The organism is Bacillus sp. PS108 (assembly GCF_037963335.1).
Taxonomy (GTDB): Bacteria; Bacillota; Bacilli; order Bacillales; family Bacillaceae; genus Bacillus; species Bacillus subtilis.
In genome coordinates, this window is record NZ_CP150155.1 from 426,841 (window position 1) to 445,346 (window position 18,506).

The 18,506-nt window shown below is 46.4% G+C and carries 18 protein-coding genes; 9 read left to right on the forward strand and 9 right to left on the reverse strand.

The window, feature by feature from the left end:
- Positions 1-39: 39 nt before the first annotated feature.
- On the reverse strand, positions 40-1,404 hold the full coding sequence (locus tag NSQ16_RS02165; protein ID WP_230488159.1) for an aspartate kinase: 1,365 nt from the start codon (positions 1,402-1,404) through the stop codon (positions 40-42).
- Positions 1,405-1,788: 384 nt separating this feature from the next.
- Between NSQ16_RS02165 and yclN the strand changes: the two genes are divergently transcribed.
- The 4 genes from yclN to yclQ are packed head-to-tail and all read left to right on the forward strand — an operon-like array spanning position 1,789 to position 5,406.
- Positions 1,789-2,739 carry a petrobactin ABC transporter permease YclN gene (gene yclN, locus NSQ16_RS02170; protein WP_014475804.1) on the forward strand — a complete coding sequence of 317 codons (951 nt, stop codon included), beginning with the start codon at positions 1,789-1,791 and terminating at the stop codon, positions 2,737-2,739.
- Positions 2,732-3,679: a petrobactin ABC transporter permease YclO gene (yclO, locus tag NSQ16_RS02175; RefSeq protein ID WP_003246705.1), complete on the forward strand. Its 948-nt coding sequence runs from the start codon at positions 2,732-2,734 to the stop codon at positions 3,677-3,679. The genes yclN and yclO overlap by 8 nt, the downstream gene beginning before the upstream one ends.
- Entirely contained in the window at positions 3,673-4,431 is a 759-nt protein-coding gene (gene yclP / locus NSQ16_RS02180; protein WP_003234487.1) for a petrobactin ABC transporter ATP-binding protein YclP, read from the forward strand. The genes yclO and yclP overlap by 7 nt, the downstream gene beginning before the upstream one ends.
- Positions 4,432-4,452: 21 nt before the next feature.
- Positions 4,453-5,406: a petrobactin ABC transporter substrate-binding protein YclQ gene (yclQ, locus tag NSQ16_RS02185; RefSeq protein ID WP_230488158.1), complete on the forward strand. Its 954-nt coding sequence runs from the start codon at positions 4,453-4,455 to the stop codon at positions 5,404-5,406.
- A gap of 46 nt (positions 5,407-5,452) precedes the next feature.
- Here yclQ and NSQ16_RS02190 read toward each other — a convergent pair whose 3' ends face one another.
- The 4 genes from NSQ16_RS02190 to NSQ16_RS02205 all read right to left on the reverse strand — a co-directional run bounded on the left by NSQ16_RS02190 (position 5,453) and on the right by NSQ16_RS02205 (position 8,986).
- The gene (locus NSQ16_RS02190; RefSeq protein ID WP_003246604.1) at positions 5,453-6,871 is read right to left on the reverse strand and encodes an MDR family MFS transporter; all 1,419 of its coding nucleotides are present in this window, start codon (positions 6,869-6,871) and stop codon (positions 5,453-5,455) included.
- Positions 6,872-6,890: 19 nt separating this feature from the next.
- On the reverse strand, positions 6,891-7,769 hold the full coding sequence (locus NSQ16_RS02195; protein WP_003246592.1) for a TetR/AcrR family transcriptional regulator: 879 nt from the start codon (positions 7,767-7,769) through the stop codon (positions 6,891-6,893).
- A 163-nt stretch (positions 7,770-7,932) separates the two neighbouring features.
- Positions 7,933-8,682 (reverse strand): oxygen-insensitive NADPH nitroreductase, encoded by a 750-nt coding sequence (nfsA, locus tag NSQ16_RS02200; RefSeq protein WP_046664282.1) that lies wholly within the window; start codon positions 8,680-8,682, stop codon positions 7,933-7,935.
- Between the two features lie 16 nt (positions 8,683-8,698).
- Positions 8,699-8,986 carry a putative quinol monooxygenase gene (locus NSQ16_RS02205; RefSeq protein WP_003234477.1) on the reverse strand — a complete coding sequence of 96 codons (288 nt, stop codon included), beginning with the start codon at positions 8,984-8,986 and terminating at the stop codon, positions 8,699-8,701.
- Positions 8,987-9,125: 139 nt separating this feature from the next.
- On the opposite strand from NSQ16_RS02205, the gene NSQ16_RS02210 reads away from it, so the two are divergent.
- Entirely contained in the window at positions 9,126-9,440 is a 315-nt protein-coding gene (locus tag NSQ16_RS02210) for a metalloregulator ArsR/SmtB family transcription factor (protein ID WP_163260124.1), read from the forward strand.
- 1 nt (position 9,441) lies between these two features.
- Here NSQ16_RS02210 and gabR read toward each other — a convergent pair whose 3' ends face one another.
- Positions 9,442-10,881 carry a transcriptional regulator GabR gene (gabR, locus tag NSQ16_RS02215; RefSeq protein WP_327837545.1) on the reverse strand — a complete coding sequence of 480 codons (1,440 nt, stop codon included), beginning with the start codon at positions 10,879-10,881 and terminating at the stop codon, positions 9,442-9,444.
- A gap of 106 nt (positions 10,882-10,987) precedes the next feature.
- Here gabR and gabT point away from each other — a divergent pair, with 106 nt between their 5' ends.
- From gabT to gdh, 4 genes are all read left to right on the forward strand, one after another.
- Positions 10,988-12,298, forward strand: coding sequence for a 4-aminobutyrate--2-oxoglutarate transaminase (gene gabT, locus NSQ16_RS02220; RefSeq protein WP_327837547.1), 1,311 nt, complete (start codon positions 10,988-10,990; stop codon positions 12,296-12,298).
- Positions 12,299-12,366: 68 nt separating this feature from the next.
- Positions 12,367-13,755, forward strand: a complete 1,389-nt coding sequence (gabD, locus tag NSQ16_RS02225) for a succinate-semialdehyde dehydrogenase (RefSeq protein ID WP_251218010.1) — start codon at positions 12,367-12,369, stop codon at positions 13,753-13,755.
- Positions 13,756-13,877: 122 nt separating this feature from the next.
- Positions 13,878-14,741: a glucose uptake protein GlcU gene (gene glcU / locus NSQ16_RS02230; RefSeq protein ID WP_003234455.1), complete on the forward strand. Its 864-nt coding sequence runs from the start codon at positions 13,878-13,880 to the stop codon at positions 14,739-14,741.
- Positions 14,742-14,760: 19 nt separating this feature from the next.
- Positions 14,761-15,546, forward strand: a complete 786-nt coding sequence (gdh, locus tag NSQ16_RS02235; protein WP_003246720.1) for a glucose 1-dehydrogenase — start codon at positions 14,761-14,763, stop codon at positions 15,544-15,546.
- A gap of 43 nt (positions 15,547-15,589) precedes the next feature.
- Here gdh and NSQ16_RS02240 read toward each other — a convergent pair whose 3' ends face one another.
- Genes NSQ16_RS02240 through ycnK form a run of 3 tightly spaced genes read right to left on the reverse strand, consistent with a single transcriptional unit; the run spans position 15,590 to position 18,449 of the window.
- On the reverse strand, positions 15,590-16,204 hold the full coding sequence (locus NSQ16_RS02240) for a DUF1775 domain-containing protein (protein WP_247471232.1): 615 nt from the start codon (positions 16,202-16,204) through the stop codon (positions 15,590-15,592).
- Positions 16,205-16,216: 12 nt separating this feature from the next.
- Positions 16,217-17,842 carry a copper transporter YcnJ gene (gene ycnJ, locus NSQ16_RS02245; RefSeq protein WP_326131542.1) on the reverse strand — a complete coding sequence of 542 codons (1,626 nt, stop codon included), beginning with the start codon at positions 17,840-17,842 and terminating at the stop codon, positions 16,217-16,219.
- Positions 17,843-17,876: 34 nt separating this feature from the next.
- Positions 17,877-18,449, reverse strand: coding sequence for a copper uptake transcriptional regulator YcnK (gene ycnK / locus NSQ16_RS02250; protein WP_003234446.1), 573 nt, complete (start codon positions 18,447-18,449; stop codon positions 17,877-17,879).
- Positions 18,450-18,506: the final 57 nt, after the last annotated feature.

An 18,506-nucleotide genomic window follows, 5' to 3' on the forward strand; every position in this document is an offset into this window, starting at 1 on the left:
AAAAAATAGCGGGCGCTGCCGCCCGCTATTTATGTACGATTAAGAGATCAGCACGCCCGCGAAAAATTCCTGGTATAATGCTTGAACGGCTTTTCTTTCTTCGGCTTCTTTTACGCCAAACATCATGCTCACTTCAGAAGATCCCTGATTGATCATTTCGATATTCACCTGTGCCTCTGATAATGCTTTGGCGGCTCTTGCCGTTGTACCGACATTGTGGCGCATCGCTTCCCCTACAACCATAATCAGGGCGAGATGATGCTCGACGATGACTTCATCGGCATGCAAATCCTCTTCGATCCGTTTGATGACGCTGCGTTCAGTGGCGGCATCCATTTGCCCCTGCCGTAAAATGATCGTCATGTCATCGATTCCCGATGGAACATGCTCATACGTCACACCATGCTCCTCCAGGATTTGAAGGGCTCTGCGGCCAAAACCGATTTCTCTGTTCATGAGATATTTGCTGATATAAATGCTGCAAAAACCGGTGTCGCTGGCAATGCCGACGACAGGCCCGTTTTTGTTATCCCGCTTGCTGACGACGCGGGTGCCTTCGGCTGAGGGGTTGTTCGTATTTTTGATCTGAACAGGAATCCCCGCTCTGAATGCCGGAATGAGCGCTTCATCATGAAACACTGAAAAACCCGCGTAGGACAGCTCCCGCATCTCTCTATATGTCAGCTCGCTGATTTCCTTTGGATTCTCAACGAAGGACGGATTGACTGAATACACAGCGTCTACGTCTGTAAAGTTTTCGTACAAATCGGCTTGTAGTCCGTTGGCAAGAATCGAACCGGTAATATCAGAACCGCTCCGTGAGAATGTGATCACATCGCCATCCTTGCTGAATCCGAAAAAACCGGGAAAAATGATGAGTCCGTCACGTTCCCGAAGACGATAGAGGTTTTGATAGGATTCAGGAAGAACTTGCGCGTTGCCGGGTTCATTTGTCACAAAGAGTCCGGCATCCTTCGGGTTTACATATTCCGCTTTGACGCCTTTATAGCGGAAATAAGCGGCGATCAGCTTGGCATTGTTATCCTCTCCGCTGGCCTTGACTGCGTCAAGGTATTGTTCGGGATTGCTTTTATCTCCTTCTAAAAGCGTAAACAGATCATCTCTGATTTTTTCGATAATGCCTTGCCCCAGCTGAAGCTCAGTGGCGATGAGAGCGTACCGTTCCACAACCGCTTTCGCTAGTTCAGGTGCGCTGCCTGTTGCCAAATATTGTTCTGCACATGCGATTAAGAGATCAGTCACTTTCGTATCCTCGGCATAGCGTTTTCCCGGAGCTGAAACGACTACAGCTTTCCGTGCCGGATCTGAGGTAACGATGTGAAACACCTTGTCAAGCTGGGCGCCTGAAGCAAGTGAGCTGCCTCCGAATTTAACGACCTTCATGTTTACATCTCCTAATGTTTAAAATTTTCACACAAATTTAGTATTTATTATCTCTCTTTCAGTACTGTAAATCAAGGGGGAATTTCTTTCTGAGGAGAACATTTGTATTTTTCACGAGGAATAATGTTAGGTTTGCTGACCGTATGCCTGCGTTATAAAGATAAATATGGTAAACAGCCTAACGTTTTGGGATGGAAAATGGTTAGAATGATTAGTAAAATTGATAAATGACTAGGTTAATATTTTTAAAGAATATTGACTAACCCTATAAAAATGGTAATATGTAAATGATAATGATAATCAATTACTATATGGCCATATTGTTTTGAGTCCTTGCGGAGTAGGAGATACGTTCTTTTTGCTGTAAGGATGTAAGGAGGCAGCATGAAGCTACGTTACTTATTTATTCTACTTATCATATTAGCAGTCACATCTGTATTTATCGGTGTAGAAGATCTGTCGCCGCTTGATCTCTTCGATTTAAGCAAACAAGAGGCGTCAACGCTGTTTGCAAGCCGTTTGCCGCGATTGATCAGCATTGTCATCGCGGGATTAAGCATGAGCATCTGCGGTTTGATTATGCAGCAGATCAGCAGAAATAAATTCGTGTCACCGACGACGGCGGGCACGATGGATTGGGCGAGGCTCGGCATTTTAATTTCCTTGCTGCTGTTTACATCCGCCAGTCCTTTAATCAAAATGCTGGTCGCGTTTGTCTTTGCCCTTGCAGGAAATTTTCTGTTTATGAAAATCCTTGAAAGAATCAAGTTTAACGACACCATCTTTATTCCGCTTGTCGGTTTAATGCTCGGGAATATCGTCAGTTCAATCGCGACATTTATCGCATATAAATATGACTTGATCCAGAATGTGTCATCATGGCTGCAGGGAGACTTCTCTTTAGTCGTGAAAGGAAGATACGAGCTTCTTTATCTGAGTATTCCGCTCGTCATCATTGCCTATGTGTATGCGGATAAATTCACATTGGCCGGTATGGGTGAAAGCTTTTCTGTCAACCTCGGCCTCAAGTATAAACGGGTTGTGAACATCGGGCTCATTATCGTGTCCCTGATCACGTCTCTTGTCATTTTGACTGTCGGTATGCTGCCGTTTCTCGGTTTAATCATCCCGAATATTGTATCGATTTACAGAGGAGACAATCTGAAGAGCAGCCTGCCGCATACTGCGCTGTTGGGAGCAGTTTTTGTGCTGTTTTGCGATATACTGGGCAGAATCATTATCTTCCCTTATGAAATCTCGATTGGCCTGATGGTCGGAATCATCGGCAGCGGCATTTTCCTGTTTATGCTGTTAAGGAGAAAAGCCTATGCGTAACCAGATGAAAATAGCTTTGCTCGTTGGTTTAGCCATTGTATGTATTGGCTTGTTTTTGTTTTATGACTTAGGCAATTGGGATTACACCCTGCCGAGACGAATCAAAAAAGTCGCTGCCATTGTGCTGACTGGGGGAGCGATTGCGTTTTCGACCATGATCTTTCAAACGATTACGAACAACCGCATCCTGACGCCGAGCATTTTGGGCCTTGATTCTCTCTACATGCTGATTCAGACTGGCATTATCTTTTTGTTCGGTTCTGCGAATATGGTCATCATGAATAAAAACATCAACTTTATCATCTCTGTTCTGCTGATGATACTGTTTTCTCTTGTTTTGTATCAGATCATGTTCAAGGGTGAGGGGAGAAATATCTTTTTCCTTCTGCTTATCGGAATCGTGTTTGGCACGCTGTTCAGCAGCCTGTCTTCTTTTATGCAGATGCTGATTGATCCGAACGAGTTCCAAGTTGTGCAGGACAAGATGTTTGCCAGCTTTAACAATATCAATACGGATTTGTTATGGCTCGCGTTCATCATCTTCCTGCTGACAGGCGTTTATGTCTGGCGTTTTACAAAATTTTTCGATGTGCTGTCGCTCGGACGCGAGCACGCCGTGAATTTGGGCATTGACTACGACAAAGTGGTGAAGCAGATGCTGATCGTGGTTGCAATTTTGGTTTCTGTTTCAACAGCGCTAGTCGGGCCGATTATGTTTTTAGGCCTTCTGGTCGTCAACCTGGCGAGAGAATTCCTGAAAACATATAAGCATTCATACTTAATCGCAGGCTCCGTTTTCATCAGCATCATTGCGCTGGTCGGAGGGCAGTTTGTGGTTGAGAAAGTGTTTACCTTCTCAACGACGCTGAGCGTCATTATTAATTTTGCCGGCGGGATTTATTTTATCTACTTGCTGTTAAAGGAGAATAAATCATGGTAGAGGTCAGAAATGTAAGCAAACAATATGGCGGGAAAGTTGTTCTTGAAGAGACGTCAGTCACGATTCAAAAGGGCAAAATCACCTCGTTTATCGGTCCTAACGGCGCCGGCAAAAGTACGCTGCTGTCTATCATGAGCCGCCTGATCAAAAAGGATTCCGGCGAGATTTACATAGACGGACAAGAGATTGGAGCATGTGACAGCAAAGAGCTTGCCAAGAAAATGAGCATTTTGAAGCAGGCGAACCAAATCAATATCAGGCTCACGATCAAAGACCTCGTCAGTTTTGGCAGGTTTCCGTACTCACAGGGCCGGCTGACAGAGGAAGACTGGGTTCATATCAACCAGGCGCTTAGCTATATGAAGCTGGAAGACATTCAAGACAAATACTTGGATCAGCTGAGCGGCGGACAGTGCCAAAGGGCATTTATCGCCATGGTCATTGCCCAGGACACAGATTATATCTTTCTGGATGAACCGCTGAACAATCTGGATATGAAACACTCAGTTGAAATTATGAAACTGCTGAAACGGCTGGTAGAGGAGCTTGGAAAAACGATCGTGATCGTCATTCACGATATCAATTTTGCTTCAGTCTATTCTGACTATATCGTCGCTTTGAAAAACGGCCGAATCGTTAAAGAAGGACCGCCTGAAGAAATGATAGAAACATCAGTGCTTGAGGAAATCTACGATATGACCATCCCGATTCAGACGATTGATAATCAAAGAATAGGTGTTTATTTTTCTTAATATATAGAAGAGGTGAGGAGCATGAAAAAGTTCGCGTTACTATTCATCGCTTTGGTCACTGCCGTTGTCATTTCTGCATGCGGAAACCAAAGCACAAGCAGCAAAGGTTCTGATACAAAGAAAGAACAAATCACAGTGAAACACCAGCTCGACAAAAACGGCACAAAAGTACCGAAGAACCCTAAAAAAGTTGTCGTATTTGACTTTGGAAGCTTAGATACATTAGATAAACTAGGACTTGATGATATAGTAGCGGGCCTGCCGAAACAAGTCCTTCCTAAATATCTGTCCAAATTCAAGGATGACAAATACGCTGATGTCGGCAGCTTAAAAGAGCCAGACTTCGACAAAGTGGCAGAATTAGATCCTGATCTGATCATTATTTCAGCAAGACAATCTGAGTCTTACAAAGAATTCTCTAAAATTGCGCCGACGATTTACCTTGGTGTAGATACAGCGAAGTACATGGAATCATTTAAATCAGACGCTGAAACAATCGGTAAAATCTTTGATAAAGAAGACAAAGTGAAAGATGAACTCGCAAAAATCGATCATTCAATCGCAGATGTAAAGAAAACGGCTGAAAAGCTTAACAAAAACGGTCTCGTCATCATGGCGAACGACGGGAAGATCAGCGCATTCGGTCCTAAATCAAGATACGGCCTGATCCATGACGTGTTCGGCGTGACACCGGCTGATAAAAACATCAAAGCGTCTACTCACGGACAAAGCGTTTCTTACGAGTACATTTCAAAAACAAACCCGGATTACCTGTTTGTCATTGACCGCGGTACAGCGATCGGTGAAACATCATCTACTAAACAAGTCGTTGAAAATGATTATGTGAAAAATGTAAACGCAGTGAAAAATGATCATGTCGTCTACCTTGATTCTGCTACTTGGTACTTATCAGGAGGCGGTCTTGAGTCTATGGCACAAATGATCAAAGAAGTGAAAGACGGTTTAGAAAAGTAAAACCAAAAAGAGCCTCCGCTAAATAGCGGGGCTCTTTTTTTGTTAATCAGCGTGCCGGCTGCTGTTCGGCAGGGCGCTGAGGTTTCTTTAATGTGAATGAGAGAAGGAAGCCGACAAGTGCAATGACGGCAGCCACAATAAAAGCGGCATTCATGCCGTGCAGGGCGGCGTGCTTTACATTTGTCGTGCCTGCATGTGCCGCCTGGTTGCTCATCACGGAAACCAATAGTGCGGTTCCGATCGAGCCGCCGACTTGGCGAATCGTGTTGTTCATCGCAGTTCCGTGCGGAATCAAGTGGCGCGGCAGCGCGTTGATTCCGGCTGTTGTCACCGGCATCATGATCATGGCGGTGCCTAAGAGGCGAACGGTGTATAAAACGACAATCCAAGCGAGTGACGTATGGTCAGTCAGCTGCATAAACGGCAGAGATGTCAGGAAGATGATGCAGAAACCGGCAATCGCCAGCCCTCTTCCGCCGACACGGTCAAAAATTCTGCCGATAATCGGTGACATAAAGCCCATCACAACGGCTCCCGGAAGGAGCATAAGCCCTGTATCAAAAGCTGTGACGTCTCTGACATTTTGTGTATAAAGCGGCAGGATGGTTTCCGTACCGATCAATAATGCAAAGACGAGGGTTCCCAGCAGTGTTGTTAAGCTGAAAACGCCAAACGTGAAGACGCGGAATTCCAGCATCGGTTTTTTAAGCTTCATTTGTCTTGTGATAAACAAGAGCAGCGCGATGACACCCACCAGCAGTGAAATCAAGACGGTTGAACTGGACCAGCCATAAGAGCCGACGCTTGAGAAGCCGTACAGAAGGCCGCCGAACCCAAATGTTGAAAGGATGACTGATAAAATATCAATCTGTGTTTTTCTTAAAGTCGTCACGTTTTTCATCAGGATGCTGGCAAGAATCAAATCAATCACAGCAAACGGAAGAATAATATAAAACAATGATCTCCAAGAGAAAGCTTCGACAGCCCATCCGGAAAGAGTCGGTCCGATCGCAGGCGCGAATGAGATGACCAATCCGACCATACCCATAGCCTGGCCGCGCTTTTCAATCGGAAAGATTGTCAGGAATACAGTCTGCATGAGCGGCATCATAATGCCGGCTCCGGCCGCTTGAATGATACGCGCTGTCAGCAGAACCGGGAAGTTCGGCGCGAACGCTCCGACGACTGTTCCGGCAGTGAAAATGCTCATTGCTGTGATGAGCAGCGCCCGGCTTGTGAATTTCTCAATTAAAAACGCGGTAATCGGAATTAAAATCCCGTTGGTTAACATAAATGATGTGGTCAGCCATTGTGCTTGGTTGGCATCGACATTGAAATCCCTCATGATATGGGGAAGTGCGGTAATCAACAATGTCTGGTTCAAAATCGCCACAAACGCTCCGGCTAACAAAATGCCGACAATGACAGAACGGTTAAAAGGTTTTTGTTCAATACTTGTGTTCAATACATATCCCTTCTTTTCTCTAAGTAATTAACAGTGTTTTTAACATGGAAACGGGCTGTGTTAAAACACCGGTTTGTTCCAGATAGCCAATCAGTGATTTGAGTAAAAAAGCGCGGGGTTCTTCCTTCTTCGCTTCTTCCTCCAGCATGGCGGCTGCGGATGTCAGTTCATCTACGTCATAGTCCGCGGCGGACAGGGAAGAGATGCCTTTATGTAATTCCTTCAGGCTTTCCGATAATAGGACTGATTTATCCTTTGGCTTGTAGGAGGATGCTGAATGAATATAAAGCTCGATGGCTTCGGGCGGAAGAAGAGACTGGCGGGTTTCCCTGTTTTTGATAATCTGATTGAGGGTGCTGATGATAAACTCTGCGATCGGGTCAAGCTCAAGCGGTTTTTCCTCGATTTTGATCAGCATTAAAAACTCACGCATCATGCCGTGAAGAATGATAACCAAATCCCACACAAACGGGAGAATGGTTTCTCCATACGCCTGGATCAGCGAATCGCGGTGCCAGCAGATAATCGTCGATCTGGTCTGATGGATATGCTGTTTGACCCGGTCATTATGCAGCTTGGGGTTTCCGTAGGTCAGCATATTGAAAAACTGCTGATTCCGCCTGAAGCCCTCCAGTTCCATTTTGACCTTTTGCGTCAAACGCTCCTCCGGTGTAAGTGCGGTATTTTCCTGAAGTCTTGAAGCTGCGGCCACCATTTGCTTCTGGTTAAATGACAGCAGCTCCAAAAGCAGATCTTCTTTAGATTGGAACAGCTTATATATCGAAGCTTTTGACATCTTACATTCTTCTGCGATCGCCTGCATGGAAACCGACGTAAAATCCTTTTCCGAAAAAAGCTTTCGCGCGGCTAACAAGATATCTGTTTTTTTATCAAGCATCTCATGGCTTCCTTCTTTCTTGAACATTAGAAAACCCATTGGTTCACAGAAAACCAATGAGTAACTATGAAAAAATTTTACCAAATAAACAAAATAGAAGTCAATGGATTTTAACCGGGTAAATGAAAGGCCTGCCGGAAAATCCGACAGGCCGAATAAGAGCTTATTTTTCAACTTTAAATCCTTGTTTTTCAAGCATTTCACGGATGTGCGGATAGTACAGGCGCTCATAGTAGGAAGCGATGCTCTGTGACCAATTTCTTGTTTCTTTTCCGTTTGTCCGTTTATTCATGTATTCAGACATCTGTTCGTCGTATGCCTGAATGTGAGACGTCAGCTCATCCTGATTCAAATAAGTTTCCTGATGATTGACAGCTTCCTGCGGCAAGCGCGGTTTTTTCGCTGAACGGTCGGCAGGATGCCCAATGACAAGGCCGGATAAAGGGAACACGTATTTTGGAAGGCCAAGCAGTTCGATCAGCTCTTGAGGATTTCCGCGAACTGCACCGATCGGAACTGTGCCAAGTCCGAGTGACTCCGCCGCTGCTGTTGCTGTGCCGAGGGCAATACCAGCGTCTACTGCGCCGACAAGAACAGATTCCAATCCATTTGTGATTTCCATTTTGAAATCATGCAGATCTTCAAGCGCAATTTTGGCCCGGTTGAAATCTGCGCAGAACAGCAGGAAAACAGGAGCTTGATCGATCCATGGCTGGCCGCCTGCCAGCTCGGAGATTTTCTTTTTGCGCTCTTTATCCTGGACTGTGATAACAGTCACTTGCTGTCCGTTGATAGAAGAAGGGGCTGATTGCACCGCTTCAATGATTTGGTCCAATTGCTCCTGAGCTACAGGCTCATCTGTGTAGCTGCGAATCGAACGGTGGTCTGTTAAAGATTTAATCACTTCATTCATATGAGACACCCTTCCTTTACTCGCTAAGCTCTGTGCGGACAACATCAAGAGGAGCGCTCAGCAGTTCTTTTCCTTTTGCGACAAACCCTTGGAAATGTGCAGTTTCGTTATGGAATTTCATTGCCGCTTCATCTTTCCATTTTTCAAGCATGACAAATGTATTTTCTTCGCCTACTTTTTCGAATAGGTCGTATTGCGCGTTGCCTTCCTCAGCTCTTGAATGCTGAACAAGTGATTGAGCCTCGCTCAAAAATTCCTCGCGTTTCTCTGGTTTTACTTTGATGTAAGCTTGTAATACGATCATTTAAATCTCCTCCGTTGTTATGCGAATTTATTGTTCGAATTTCATCGAACTAAATGTAACATGTATTCTAAATGAGGTAAAGGAAAAACCCTTATATAGTAAAATTGTCATTCTAATTGTTGTGTGATACATTTGTGTCATGAACATTCCAAACCATCCAGAAACAGAAACATTGCAGCTGACAAAGGTTCTTCATGCACTTAGTGATCCGCTTCGTTTAGAGCTCGTCAAGCAATTAGCTGAAGCAAAAGAAAAAACGTGCAGCACCTGTGCAGATGTGCAGGTTGCCAAATCGACTTTGTCGCATCATTTTAAAGTTTTGAGAGAATCAGGCATCGCTCAAGTTCGGATAGAAGGAAAGCGCCGGTATTATTCGCTTCGCGCTGAAGACCTTGAAAAGGCATTTCCGGGCCTGCTTGAAGCCGTGCTGAATGTAGACCAGGACCACTGGTGAATCAATCCCCTGTAACGGGGATTTTTTTATGTCCGTAAACCGCTTTGAAAAGCCGCTGCACACCCTCCTGAATATCTTCTTCCTTCAGCCGTGCAAAACCAATAATGAGAGCTGGCCTGCCCGTTTGCCGCTTGTTTTCCTTCAAGTTAAATCGGCTCATTCCGAATATTTCAAGCTGCAGCCCGGCAGCATGTGACAGGATGTCTTGTTCGGTGCGCCTGGTATCAAATTCGGTAACAAAATGCAGCCCAGCATTTGCCCCTTTTACGGTAACCTCTCCGCTGAACTCTGCTTCAAAAGCGGTGATCAGGCGTTCTCTCTTTTCTTTATAATGCTGCTTCATTTTTTTTATATGCTTCTGATATTCACCAGACTCGATAAATTCCTGCAGGGTGAGCTGTGTAAGTGATGAGCAAGTCTGTAGATCATAGCCCCGCTGTTTGTATGTCCTCAACAGTTCTGGCGGCAATACCATATAGCTGATCCGCAAGCCGGGGAGAAGGGACTTTGAAAAGGTTCCCATATAGATGACATTTTGAAAACGGTCGAGGCTTTGCAGCGCTGGAATACTGTCTACATCATATGTGAATTCACTATCATAATCGTCCTCAATGATATATCGGCGCGGCTCCTCGGCTGCCCAGTTCAGCAGCTGAATTCTTCTGGATACAGGCATAATCGTTCCGGACGGAAACTGATGCGACGGGGTAGTCACCAGCACATCTGGCTGCTGTCTGGTGATTTCAGCAATCGACATGCCCTTTTCATCCAGCATGATCGTCTTTACTTGTTTTCCGGTACTCTTCAAAAGCTGATACATGCGCCTGTAGCCAGGTTCCTCCATCGCATACACGGCTTCCTTGGGTAAAAGCTCAGTCAACAGCTGCATGAGCACCTGTGTGCCTGCCCCTATGATCATTTGTTCGGGCCTGCATTTTACACCCCTCGTCAGGGAAATGAGCCTGGTAATGGCAGCTCTCACTTCATATATCCCTTGCGGATGTGACATATCGCCGAGCGTGCGGTATGAGCGGGAGGCCGCTTTTTGCTCGCAGCGGAACCAGCTTTTGATCGGAAAATGGTCTGTATCGGAACTCATGTGTGAAAACGATATCCAATCGCTCTGGTCGATGTGAATCTCTTTTAGATCATCCGGCAGTGCAAATGGAGGGTGCTCCTCGGCGGAAAACATGTCTAGTTCCTCCACGAAGAAACCCTTTCGTTCAATGGCGTACAAATACCCTTCAGCCAGCAGCTGCTGATAGGCTGAATTCACTGAATTTACGCTGACCTTGAGATTTTCAGCCAGCTCCCGCTTGGAGGGAACCTTCGAGTGCGGCAGCAGATTGCGGCTGAGGATTTCTTTTTTCAGCTTTTGATAAATTTGCTGATAGATATAATCGGCTTGCTCTGAACGATCGAGTGTAATTGTGATATCCATTTTGTAGTTTCTCCTTCTGATACCATCAAAAAGTTATAATTGGTACTTTTCATCATACCAAAGAGAAGTCAGAATGATAAGAAAATACCGACAGGGGGATATTCACATGAGTCAAACAACAGCAAGCATCACAACTGCACAATGGCAGCAAAAACGGGATCAATTTGTGTCAAAAGGTGTGAGCAACGGCAACCGCAGTCTGGCGATCAAAGGAGAAGGGGCCGAGCTGTACGATCTGGATGGCCGGAGATTTATTGATTTTGCAGGCGCCATCGGCACGTTAAATGTCGGACACTCGCATCCGAAGGTGGTTGAGGCTGTGAAGCGGCAGGCGGAGGAGCTGATTCATCCTGGTTTTAATGTCATGATGTACCCGACTTATATCGAATTAGCAGAAAAACTGTGCGGCATCGCGCCGGGCAGCCATGAGAAAAAAGCGATTTTTCTTAACTCAGGGGCAGAAGCGGTCGAAAACGCTGTGAAAATCGCCAGAAAGTATACAAAGCGCCAAGGCGTTGTCTCGTTTACGCGCGGGTTTCACGGGCGCACGAATATGACGATGAGCATGACAAGCAAGGTAAAACCTTATAAATTCGGTTTCGGGCCTTTTGCGCCAGAGGTTTATCAAGCGCCGTTCCCTTATTATTATCAGAAGCCGGCCGGCATGAGTGATGAAAGCTATGACGATATGGTCATTCAAGCATTCAATGATTTCTTTATCGCTTCAGTGGCGCCTGAAACGGTGGCGTGTGTCGTGATGGAGCCAGTGCAGGGAGAAGGCGGGTTTATTATTCCTTCGAAACGGTTCGTACAGCACGTCGCTTCATTCTGCAAAGAACACGGCATTGTTTTTGTTGCTGATGAAATCCAAACCGGCTTTGCCAGAACTGGCACTTATTTCGCAATTGAGCACTTTGATGTAGTGCCCGATCTGATCACGGTTTCTAAATCGCTTGCGGCAGGCCTGCCATTAAGCGGTGTGATCGGGCGTGCGGAAATGCTTGATGCGGCAGCGCCAGGGGAGCTGGGCGGCACGTATGCCGGAAGCCCGCTCGGCTGCGCGGCGGCTTTGGCTGTCTTGGATATTATTGAAGAAGAAGGGCTGAATGAGCGATCTGAAGAAATTGGCAAAATCATTGAAGGCAAGGCGTATGAGTGGAAACAAGAATTCCCGTTTATCGGTGACATCCGCAGACTCGGGGCGATGGCCGCAATCGAAATCATCAAGGATCCTGACACGCGTGAGCCTGATAAAGCAAAAGCAGCAGCGATCGCAGCCTATGCGAATCAAAACGGATTACTTTTGCTGACAGCGGGAATTAACGGTAATATCATCCGCTTTTTGACACCGCTCGTCATCTCAGACAGCCTTTTAAATGAAGGGCTCAGCATCTTGGAGGCGGGCCTGCGAGCTTAATCATTGGAAAGAAAACGGCTGGGTCTGCTATCATTTTAAGTAATCATGAAAAGAAAGGAATGTTCAATATGCCAGATCAATTAACGGTCTACAACCCGGCTACGGGCGAGGAGATCAAAACGATTCCTCAGCAATCAGCCACAGAGGTAGAAGAAGCCATTGAACGTTCACATCAAGCGTTTAAAACGTGGTCTAAAACATCAGCGAACGAAAGAGCGTCTCTTTTGAAAAAATGGTATGAGCTGATTGTTGAACATAAAGAAGAACTTGCAGATTTAATTACAAAGGAAAACGGAAAACCTTACCAGGAAGCAGTCGGCGAGGTACTTTACGGTGCAGGCTATATTGAATGGTTCGCAGAAGAAGCGAAGCGTGTGTACGGAAGAACGGTCCCGGCCCCGACAACGGGTAAACGAATTGTTGTCACACGCCAGCCGGTCGGCCCCGTTGCAGCTATCACGCCCTGGAATTTCCCGAATGCGATGATTACACGCAAAGCGGCGCCTGCTCTTGCCGCTGGCTGTACATTTATCATCAAGCCGGCGCCGGACACACCGCTGTCTGCTTATGAACTAGCACGCCTCGCATATGAAGCGGGCATTCCGAAGGATGTTCTTCAGGTTGTAATCGGCGATGGAGAAGAAATCGGAAATGTGTTCACAAGCAGTCCGAAAATCCGCAAAATCACGTTCACAGGCTCAACACCTGTAGGGAAAATCCTTATGAAAAACAGCGCGGACACCGTGAAGCACGTCTCAATGGAGCTCGGCGGACACGCCCCGCTGATCGTAGATGAAGATGCAGACATTGACCTTGCCGTTGAACAGGCGATGGCGTCCAAATACCGAAACGCCGGCCAAACCTGCGTATGTGCCAACCGCCTGATCGTTCATGAATCCATCAAGGATGAATTTGCTGCGAAACTGAGCGAGCAAGTGTCTAAGCTGAGAGTCGGAAATGGACTTGAGGAAGGCGTCAATGTCGGACCGATCATCAATAAACGAGGCTTTGAAAAAATCGTCAGCCAAATAGATGATGCGGTTGAAAAAGGCGCGAAAGTGATTGCTGGGGGCACATATGACCGAAACGATGACAAAGGGTGCTACTTTGTGAATCCGACAGTGCTCACCGATGTCGATACGTCCATGAACATCATGCATGAGGAAACATTCGGCCCGGTCGCCCCGATCGTCACGTTTTCTGATATTGATGAAGCGATTCAGCTTGCCAACGATACACCGTATGGCTTGGCTGCTTACTTCTTCACAGAAAACTACCGCCGCGGCATCTATATTTCCGAGAATCTAGAGTATGGCATTATCGGCTGGAATGACGGCGGACCGTCAGCTGTTCAAGCGCCATTCGGCGGAATGAAAGAAAGCGGCATTGGCCGTGAAGGCGGTTCAGAAGGCATCGAGCCGTACCTTGAAACAAAATATTTGTCCATCGGTTTATAAAAGAATGCACGCTCCTGAGAGCTGCCGGATTTTCCGGCAGCTCTTTTTGTGTTCCGGCGAATAATCACAACAATTCCAGCCAAAATAACAGCAAATACATTTTGAAAGAAGGTTCCCCAACAATGGATTTATTATTGGCTCTTCTCCCGGCTTTGTTTTGGGGGAGCATTGTTCTCTTCAATGTGAAATTAGGCGGCGGGCCGTACAGCCAGACACTGGGAACGACGATCGGGGCGCTCATTGTTTCTATCGTTATTTACTTTTTTGTTCAGCCCGTTCTGTCCCTTCGCATTTTTATTGTTGGAATCGTATCCGGCTTATTTTGGTCACTTGGACAGGCCAACCAGCTGAAAAGCATTCAATTGATGGGCGTGTCGAAAACAATGCCGATTTCCACAGGAATGCAGCTCGTTTCCACCTCGCTGTTCGGTGTGATCGTGTTCCGCGAATGGTCAACACCGATTGCGATTACGCTTGGCGTTCTCGCTTTGATCTTTATCATTGTAGGAATCATTCTCACGTCCTTGGAAGATAAGAATGATAAAAAAGAGGGCGAGCCAAGCAATTTGAAAAAGGGCATTTTGATTCTCCTTGTTTCGACTCTTGGTTATTTGGTTTATGTAGTCGTGGCTAGATTATTCAATGTGTCCGGCTGGTCCGCGTTGCTGCCACAGGCAATTGGCATGGTGGTCGGGGGGTTAGTTTTAACCTATAGACACAAACCCTTTAACAAGTATGCGATCAGAAATATTCTCCCAGGGTTAATCTGGGCAGGCGGAAATATGTTTTTGTTTATTTCTCAGCCGCGAGTCGGCGTTGCAACGAGCTTTTCCCTTTCACAAATGGGAATTGTCATTTCTACGCTCGGCGGTATTTTCATCCTGCGTGAAAAGAAAACGAAACGCCAGCTAATAGCAATTGCGATCGGGATTATCCTGATTATTGCCGCCGCCGTATTCTTAGGAATCGCCAAAACAAATTCATAACAAATGGAGGAGGATGTATATGTATCCGGATTTAAAAGGAAAAGTCGTCGCTATTACAGGAGCTGCTTCAGGGCTCGGAAAGGCGATGGCCATTCGCTTCGGCAAGGAGCAGGCAAAAGTGGTTATCAACTATTATAGTAATAAACAAGATCCAAACGAGGTAAAAGAAGAGGTCATCAAGGCGGGCGGTGAAGCTGTTGTCGTCCAAGGAGATGTCACGAAAGAGGAAGATGTAAAAAATATCGTGCAAACGGCAATTAAGGAGTTCGGCACACTCGATATTATGATTAATAATGCCGGTCTTGAAAATCCTGTACCATCTCACGAAATGCCGCTCAAGGATTGGGATAAAGTCATCGGCACGAACTTAACGGGTGCCTTTTTAGGAAGCCGTGAAGCGATTAAATATTTCGTAGAAAACGATATCAAGGGAAATGTCATTAACATGTCCAGTGTGCACGAAGTGATTCCTTGGCCGTTATTTGTCCACTATGCGGCAAGTAAAGGCGGGATAAAGCTGATGACAGAAACATTAGCGTTGGAATACGCGCCGAAGGGCATTCGCGTCAATAATATTGGGCCAGGTGCGATCAACACGCCAATCAATGCTGAAAAATTCGCTGACCCTAAACAGAAAGCTGATGTAGAAAGCATGATTCCAATGGGCTATATCGGCGAACCGGAGGAGATCGCTGCAGTAGCAGCCTGGCTTGCTTCGAAGGAAGCCAGCTACGTCACAGGCATCACGTTATTCGCGGACGGCGGTATGACACAATATCCTTCATTCCAGGCAGGACGCGGTTAAACAAAAAAAGCGACCCAGACATCACATCTGGATCGCTTTTTTATTACGCACGCTTTTTCTTAACAAGTGCTGCTACAGATAAAGTAATGGCAGCCGCAGACAGCACAATCGCTGTAATGTCTAGAGCTGAAGAACCTGAGTTTTCGGAATCGTCTTCTGTTTTCGTGGCGCCGTGCTCATCTGTCACTTGTTTTGCAGACGTGATGTTTGTAATGGAATGAGGTGTATCGGCATCCTCGTCACCTGTCCACTCAACAATGCTGCCGTCTTTGTAATATTGGTAAGCGTCCCAAGCGGCTTCCTCCGCTTTGTCAGGGTTTTTGGCAACAAAGGTAAACTGCTGGAACTGTCCTTCCTGAATGCCTCCGTCAGTCGCTTCCCACGTCACGGACACTGATTTGTCATCATGTTTTTGAGTGGAAACCTTCCAGCCCGGAATTGGCTCATATTGCTGGAATTCAACATCCTTCGGCATTTTGAGGACTACCTTCGTTGTCGGCAGATTTTTCTCTGAAGGAACCTTCATTGTATACGTTTCCCAAGAGCCTGCAGCAGACTCAGCCGGTTTTACAGAAACATGCGCGCTGGCAGGGGCCGTAAAGAATAAGAGGGAGCCGACAATAGCCGGACATAGTGTCAATGCGATTTTTTTCAACAACGTAAACACTCCTTAATTGGTCTTTGTAAACATGATATTGATTTCGTTAAAGTCGCCGGTCAGGCCGTGGACTTTGATCTTCCAGTTTCCTTTTTCATTAATCGACAGGTTTTGATCCTGGAAGACGCCTTTTGTTTTTTCTTTTAATGTAAAAGTGCTTTTGTTTTCGCTGCCTGACAGGCCTGTTTTATAAACGGTTAACGTGATTTGCTGGATGTTTTTCACGGGATCTCCGTTATGGTCGGTGACCCGCAGCTCAAAAACATTTTTTCCGGGCTGGTTTGGGCTGATGCTGAGAGAAACGCTTTGTCCGTTCTCAATCGCTTTGGTTTGGTAGAACGGTTCCGGCGCCGGCTCAGGCGGGCTTGGCAGGCTTGTAAACACGGCCGCTGTGATCAATACAGCGATGCCGATTGCCCACTCCGCTTTCAACGTTCGGCTGATTCCTGTGCGGCGCTGCTTTCTGGTAAGCAGAAAATGAATCGTGCCTAAGACCAGCATGAAAACAAACAGCCCGCTTTTCACTAAAAGAGCTTGGCCGTACGCTGTATGGAACAGTGAATCCATTGAACGAATGATGAAAAATCCATTGAGCAAGCCTGAAAACAAAATGACGCCGACTGCAGTGAGCGCCCATGGGGAGAACCGTCTGACCGTCTCCCACGCGAGCGTTTTGTCAGGCTGCCTCCATTCTTTTGAGAGCAGCAAAACGAGTGCCGCTATTCCGCCGACCCAGATGGAAGCGGAAGTTAAATGAAGAAAATCCATCAAAATGCCGACCGTTTTTTCTTCAACGACAGCAGCATGCCCGGTAAACGCCTTGGCAAGCAGGAGACCGAAAAAGAAAATGAGCGGCGCTGTCCAATAGCCAAAGGATGAAAAGCGGTTTTTCCGTATCGCAGGGATGACAGACAGTGCGAGCAGCACGAACAGCGCAGCCTGTATGATCCAAATGGAGCCGCCTGCTGTCTCAAACAGTGTTTCTCTGATGTAGCCCGGCTGGAATGCGCTGCCCCAGCCGCCGCCTGCGTTCGCTTTTGTCTGAATCGGAAGCTGAAGCAAAAGCGCCAGCCCCAATGCTGCGATCGAGCCGGTCAGGATACGTCTCGTCCGTTTGACGAGCTGTTCTGATTTCCCTTTATACCAGAAAAGATGGAAGAAAACCGTTCCGATAAACAGAGATAAGGCTGTATACAGAATCGCGCGATCTGCTGCTGTTCCCGGATTCAGCGCTGAATCGGCTGCTTTTTGGCTGCTGAATCCGCCATCCGCTTTCCCGATACTGAACGGAATGACGCCGGAAACAGGATGCCCGTCCGCGGATACGGCATTCCATTCCGCTCTGTACACATCTTTAGGCAGATTCTTCTTCAGCTTCACTGTCATGATGTGATGATTATCTTTTTTGATTTCAGTCTTGTCCGTATCCACACGGTCGCCGTTTGAATTATAGACTTTAATGTAATGAAACCCTTCTTCAACCGGTTCATTAAATTCGATTTCCACCTGCGCAGGAGCACTTTTTAATTCGCTGTTTTCCCCAGGTGAAGATTTGACAATATAGGCGTGAGCAAAGCTTGTTTTCGGCAGGAAAACAAGAAAAAGTAGAAGGATGATCCACCATCTGTTTCGCTTCATCACTCAGACACCACCTTCCGCTGTATGTGTTGTGTTATTTCTTGGTGCAGGTGCAGCGTTTCTTTCGGTCTTGAAGCATGTCTTCCAGCGCTTGGTCGAAAGTGCGGACGGCTCCGCCGAATCCTTTTTGAAATCGCTCGGCATGGTCAAGTGTCGCAAACGGAATGGCCTGCGGCTGGCAGCAGTGCAGGTTTAATTCAGCATTTACGACGAAATAAGCCGAACCGGCACTGACGGTTGTCTGTAACAGAAAATCTCTGCAAATCAAGTGTGAAACCTCTTCCGTTTTATCCGCGTAACGCAAAAACGCGCAATGTGCGCAGCATAGCTGTTCAATGTCTTGGTTTACCGTAATCAGCTGAACCGAATGAGCTTGATTGACGGGCTTCAAGCAATAGCTGCACATATGATCCGTTTGAGGTGTTCGGGCGGGGAGCGTGATGCCACCGGCCGTTTTAATGACCTGATTTGACTGAACCAGCTGATTGACATCTCTGTATACCGTCATTTCCGAAACGCCAAACCTTGCGCTGATGTCAGAAATTCTGAGCGCGCCTTCTTCTTTCAGCCACTTCAGTATGTGTTGCTGTCTATTAATCGGAAGCATTCATACACCCTCTTCATTAAGATCTATTTAAGCGTAGAGGATTTTAGAGACAGAGAC

Coding starts and splice junctions, on each gene's coding strand:
- gabT (WP_327837547.1), top strand. CDS start 10,988: ATGAGTCAAACAACAGCAAGCATCACAACTGCACAATGGCAGCAAAAA.
- yclN (WP_014475804.1), top strand. CDS start 1,789: ATGAAGCTACGTTACTTATTTATTCTACTTATCATATTAGCAGTCACA.
- yclO (WP_003246705.1), top strand. CDS start 2,732: ATGCGTAACCAGATGAAAATAGCTTTGCTCGTTGGTTTAGCCATTGTA.
- NSQ16_RS02165 (WP_230488159.1), bottom strand. CDS start 1,404: ATGAAGGTCGTTAAATTCGGAGGCAGCTCACTTGCTTCAGGCGCCCAG.
- gdh (WP_003246720.1), top strand. CDS start 14,761: ATGTATCCGGATTTAAAAGGAAAAGTCGTCGCTATTACAGGAGCTGCT.
- yclP (WP_003234487.1), top strand. CDS start 3,673: ATGGTAGAGGTCAGAAATGTAAGCAAACAATATGGCGGGAAAGTTGTT.
- gabR (WP_327837545.1), bottom strand. CDS start 10,881: ATGGATATCACAATTACACTCGATCGTTCAGAGCAAGCCGATTATATC.
- NSQ16_RS02195 (WP_003246592.1), bottom strand. CDS start 7,769: ATGCTTGATAAAAAAACAGATATCTTGTTAGCCGCGCGAAAGCTTTTT.
- nfsA (WP_046664282.1), bottom strand. CDS start 8,682: ATGAATGAAGTGATTAAATCTTTAACAGACCACCGTTCGATTCGCAGC.
- yclQ (WP_230488158.1), top strand. CDS start 4,453: ATGAAAAAGTTCGCGTTACTATTCATCGCTTTGGTCACTGCCGTTGTC.
- glcU (WP_003234455.1), top strand. CDS start 13,878: ATGGATTTATTATTGGCTCTTCTCCCGGCTTTGTTTTGGGGGAGCATT.
- ycnK (WP_003234446.1), bottom strand. CDS start 18,449: ATGCTTCCGATTAATAGACAGCAACACATACTGAAGTGGCTGAAAGAA.
- NSQ16_RS02210 (WP_163260124.1), top strand. CDS start 9,126: ATGAACATTCCAAACCATCCAGAAACAGAAACATTGCAGCTGACAAAG.
- ycnJ (WP_326131542.1), bottom strand. CDS start 17,842: ATGAAGCGAAACAGATGGTGGATCATCCTTCTACTTTTTCTTGTTTTC.
- NSQ16_RS02205 (WP_003234477.1), bottom strand. CDS start 8,986: ATGATCGTATTACAAGCTTACATCAAAGTAAAACCAGAGAAACGCGAG.
- gabD (WP_251218010.1), top strand. CDS start 12,367: ATGCCAGATCAATTAACGGTCTACAACCCGGCTACGGGCGAGGAGATC.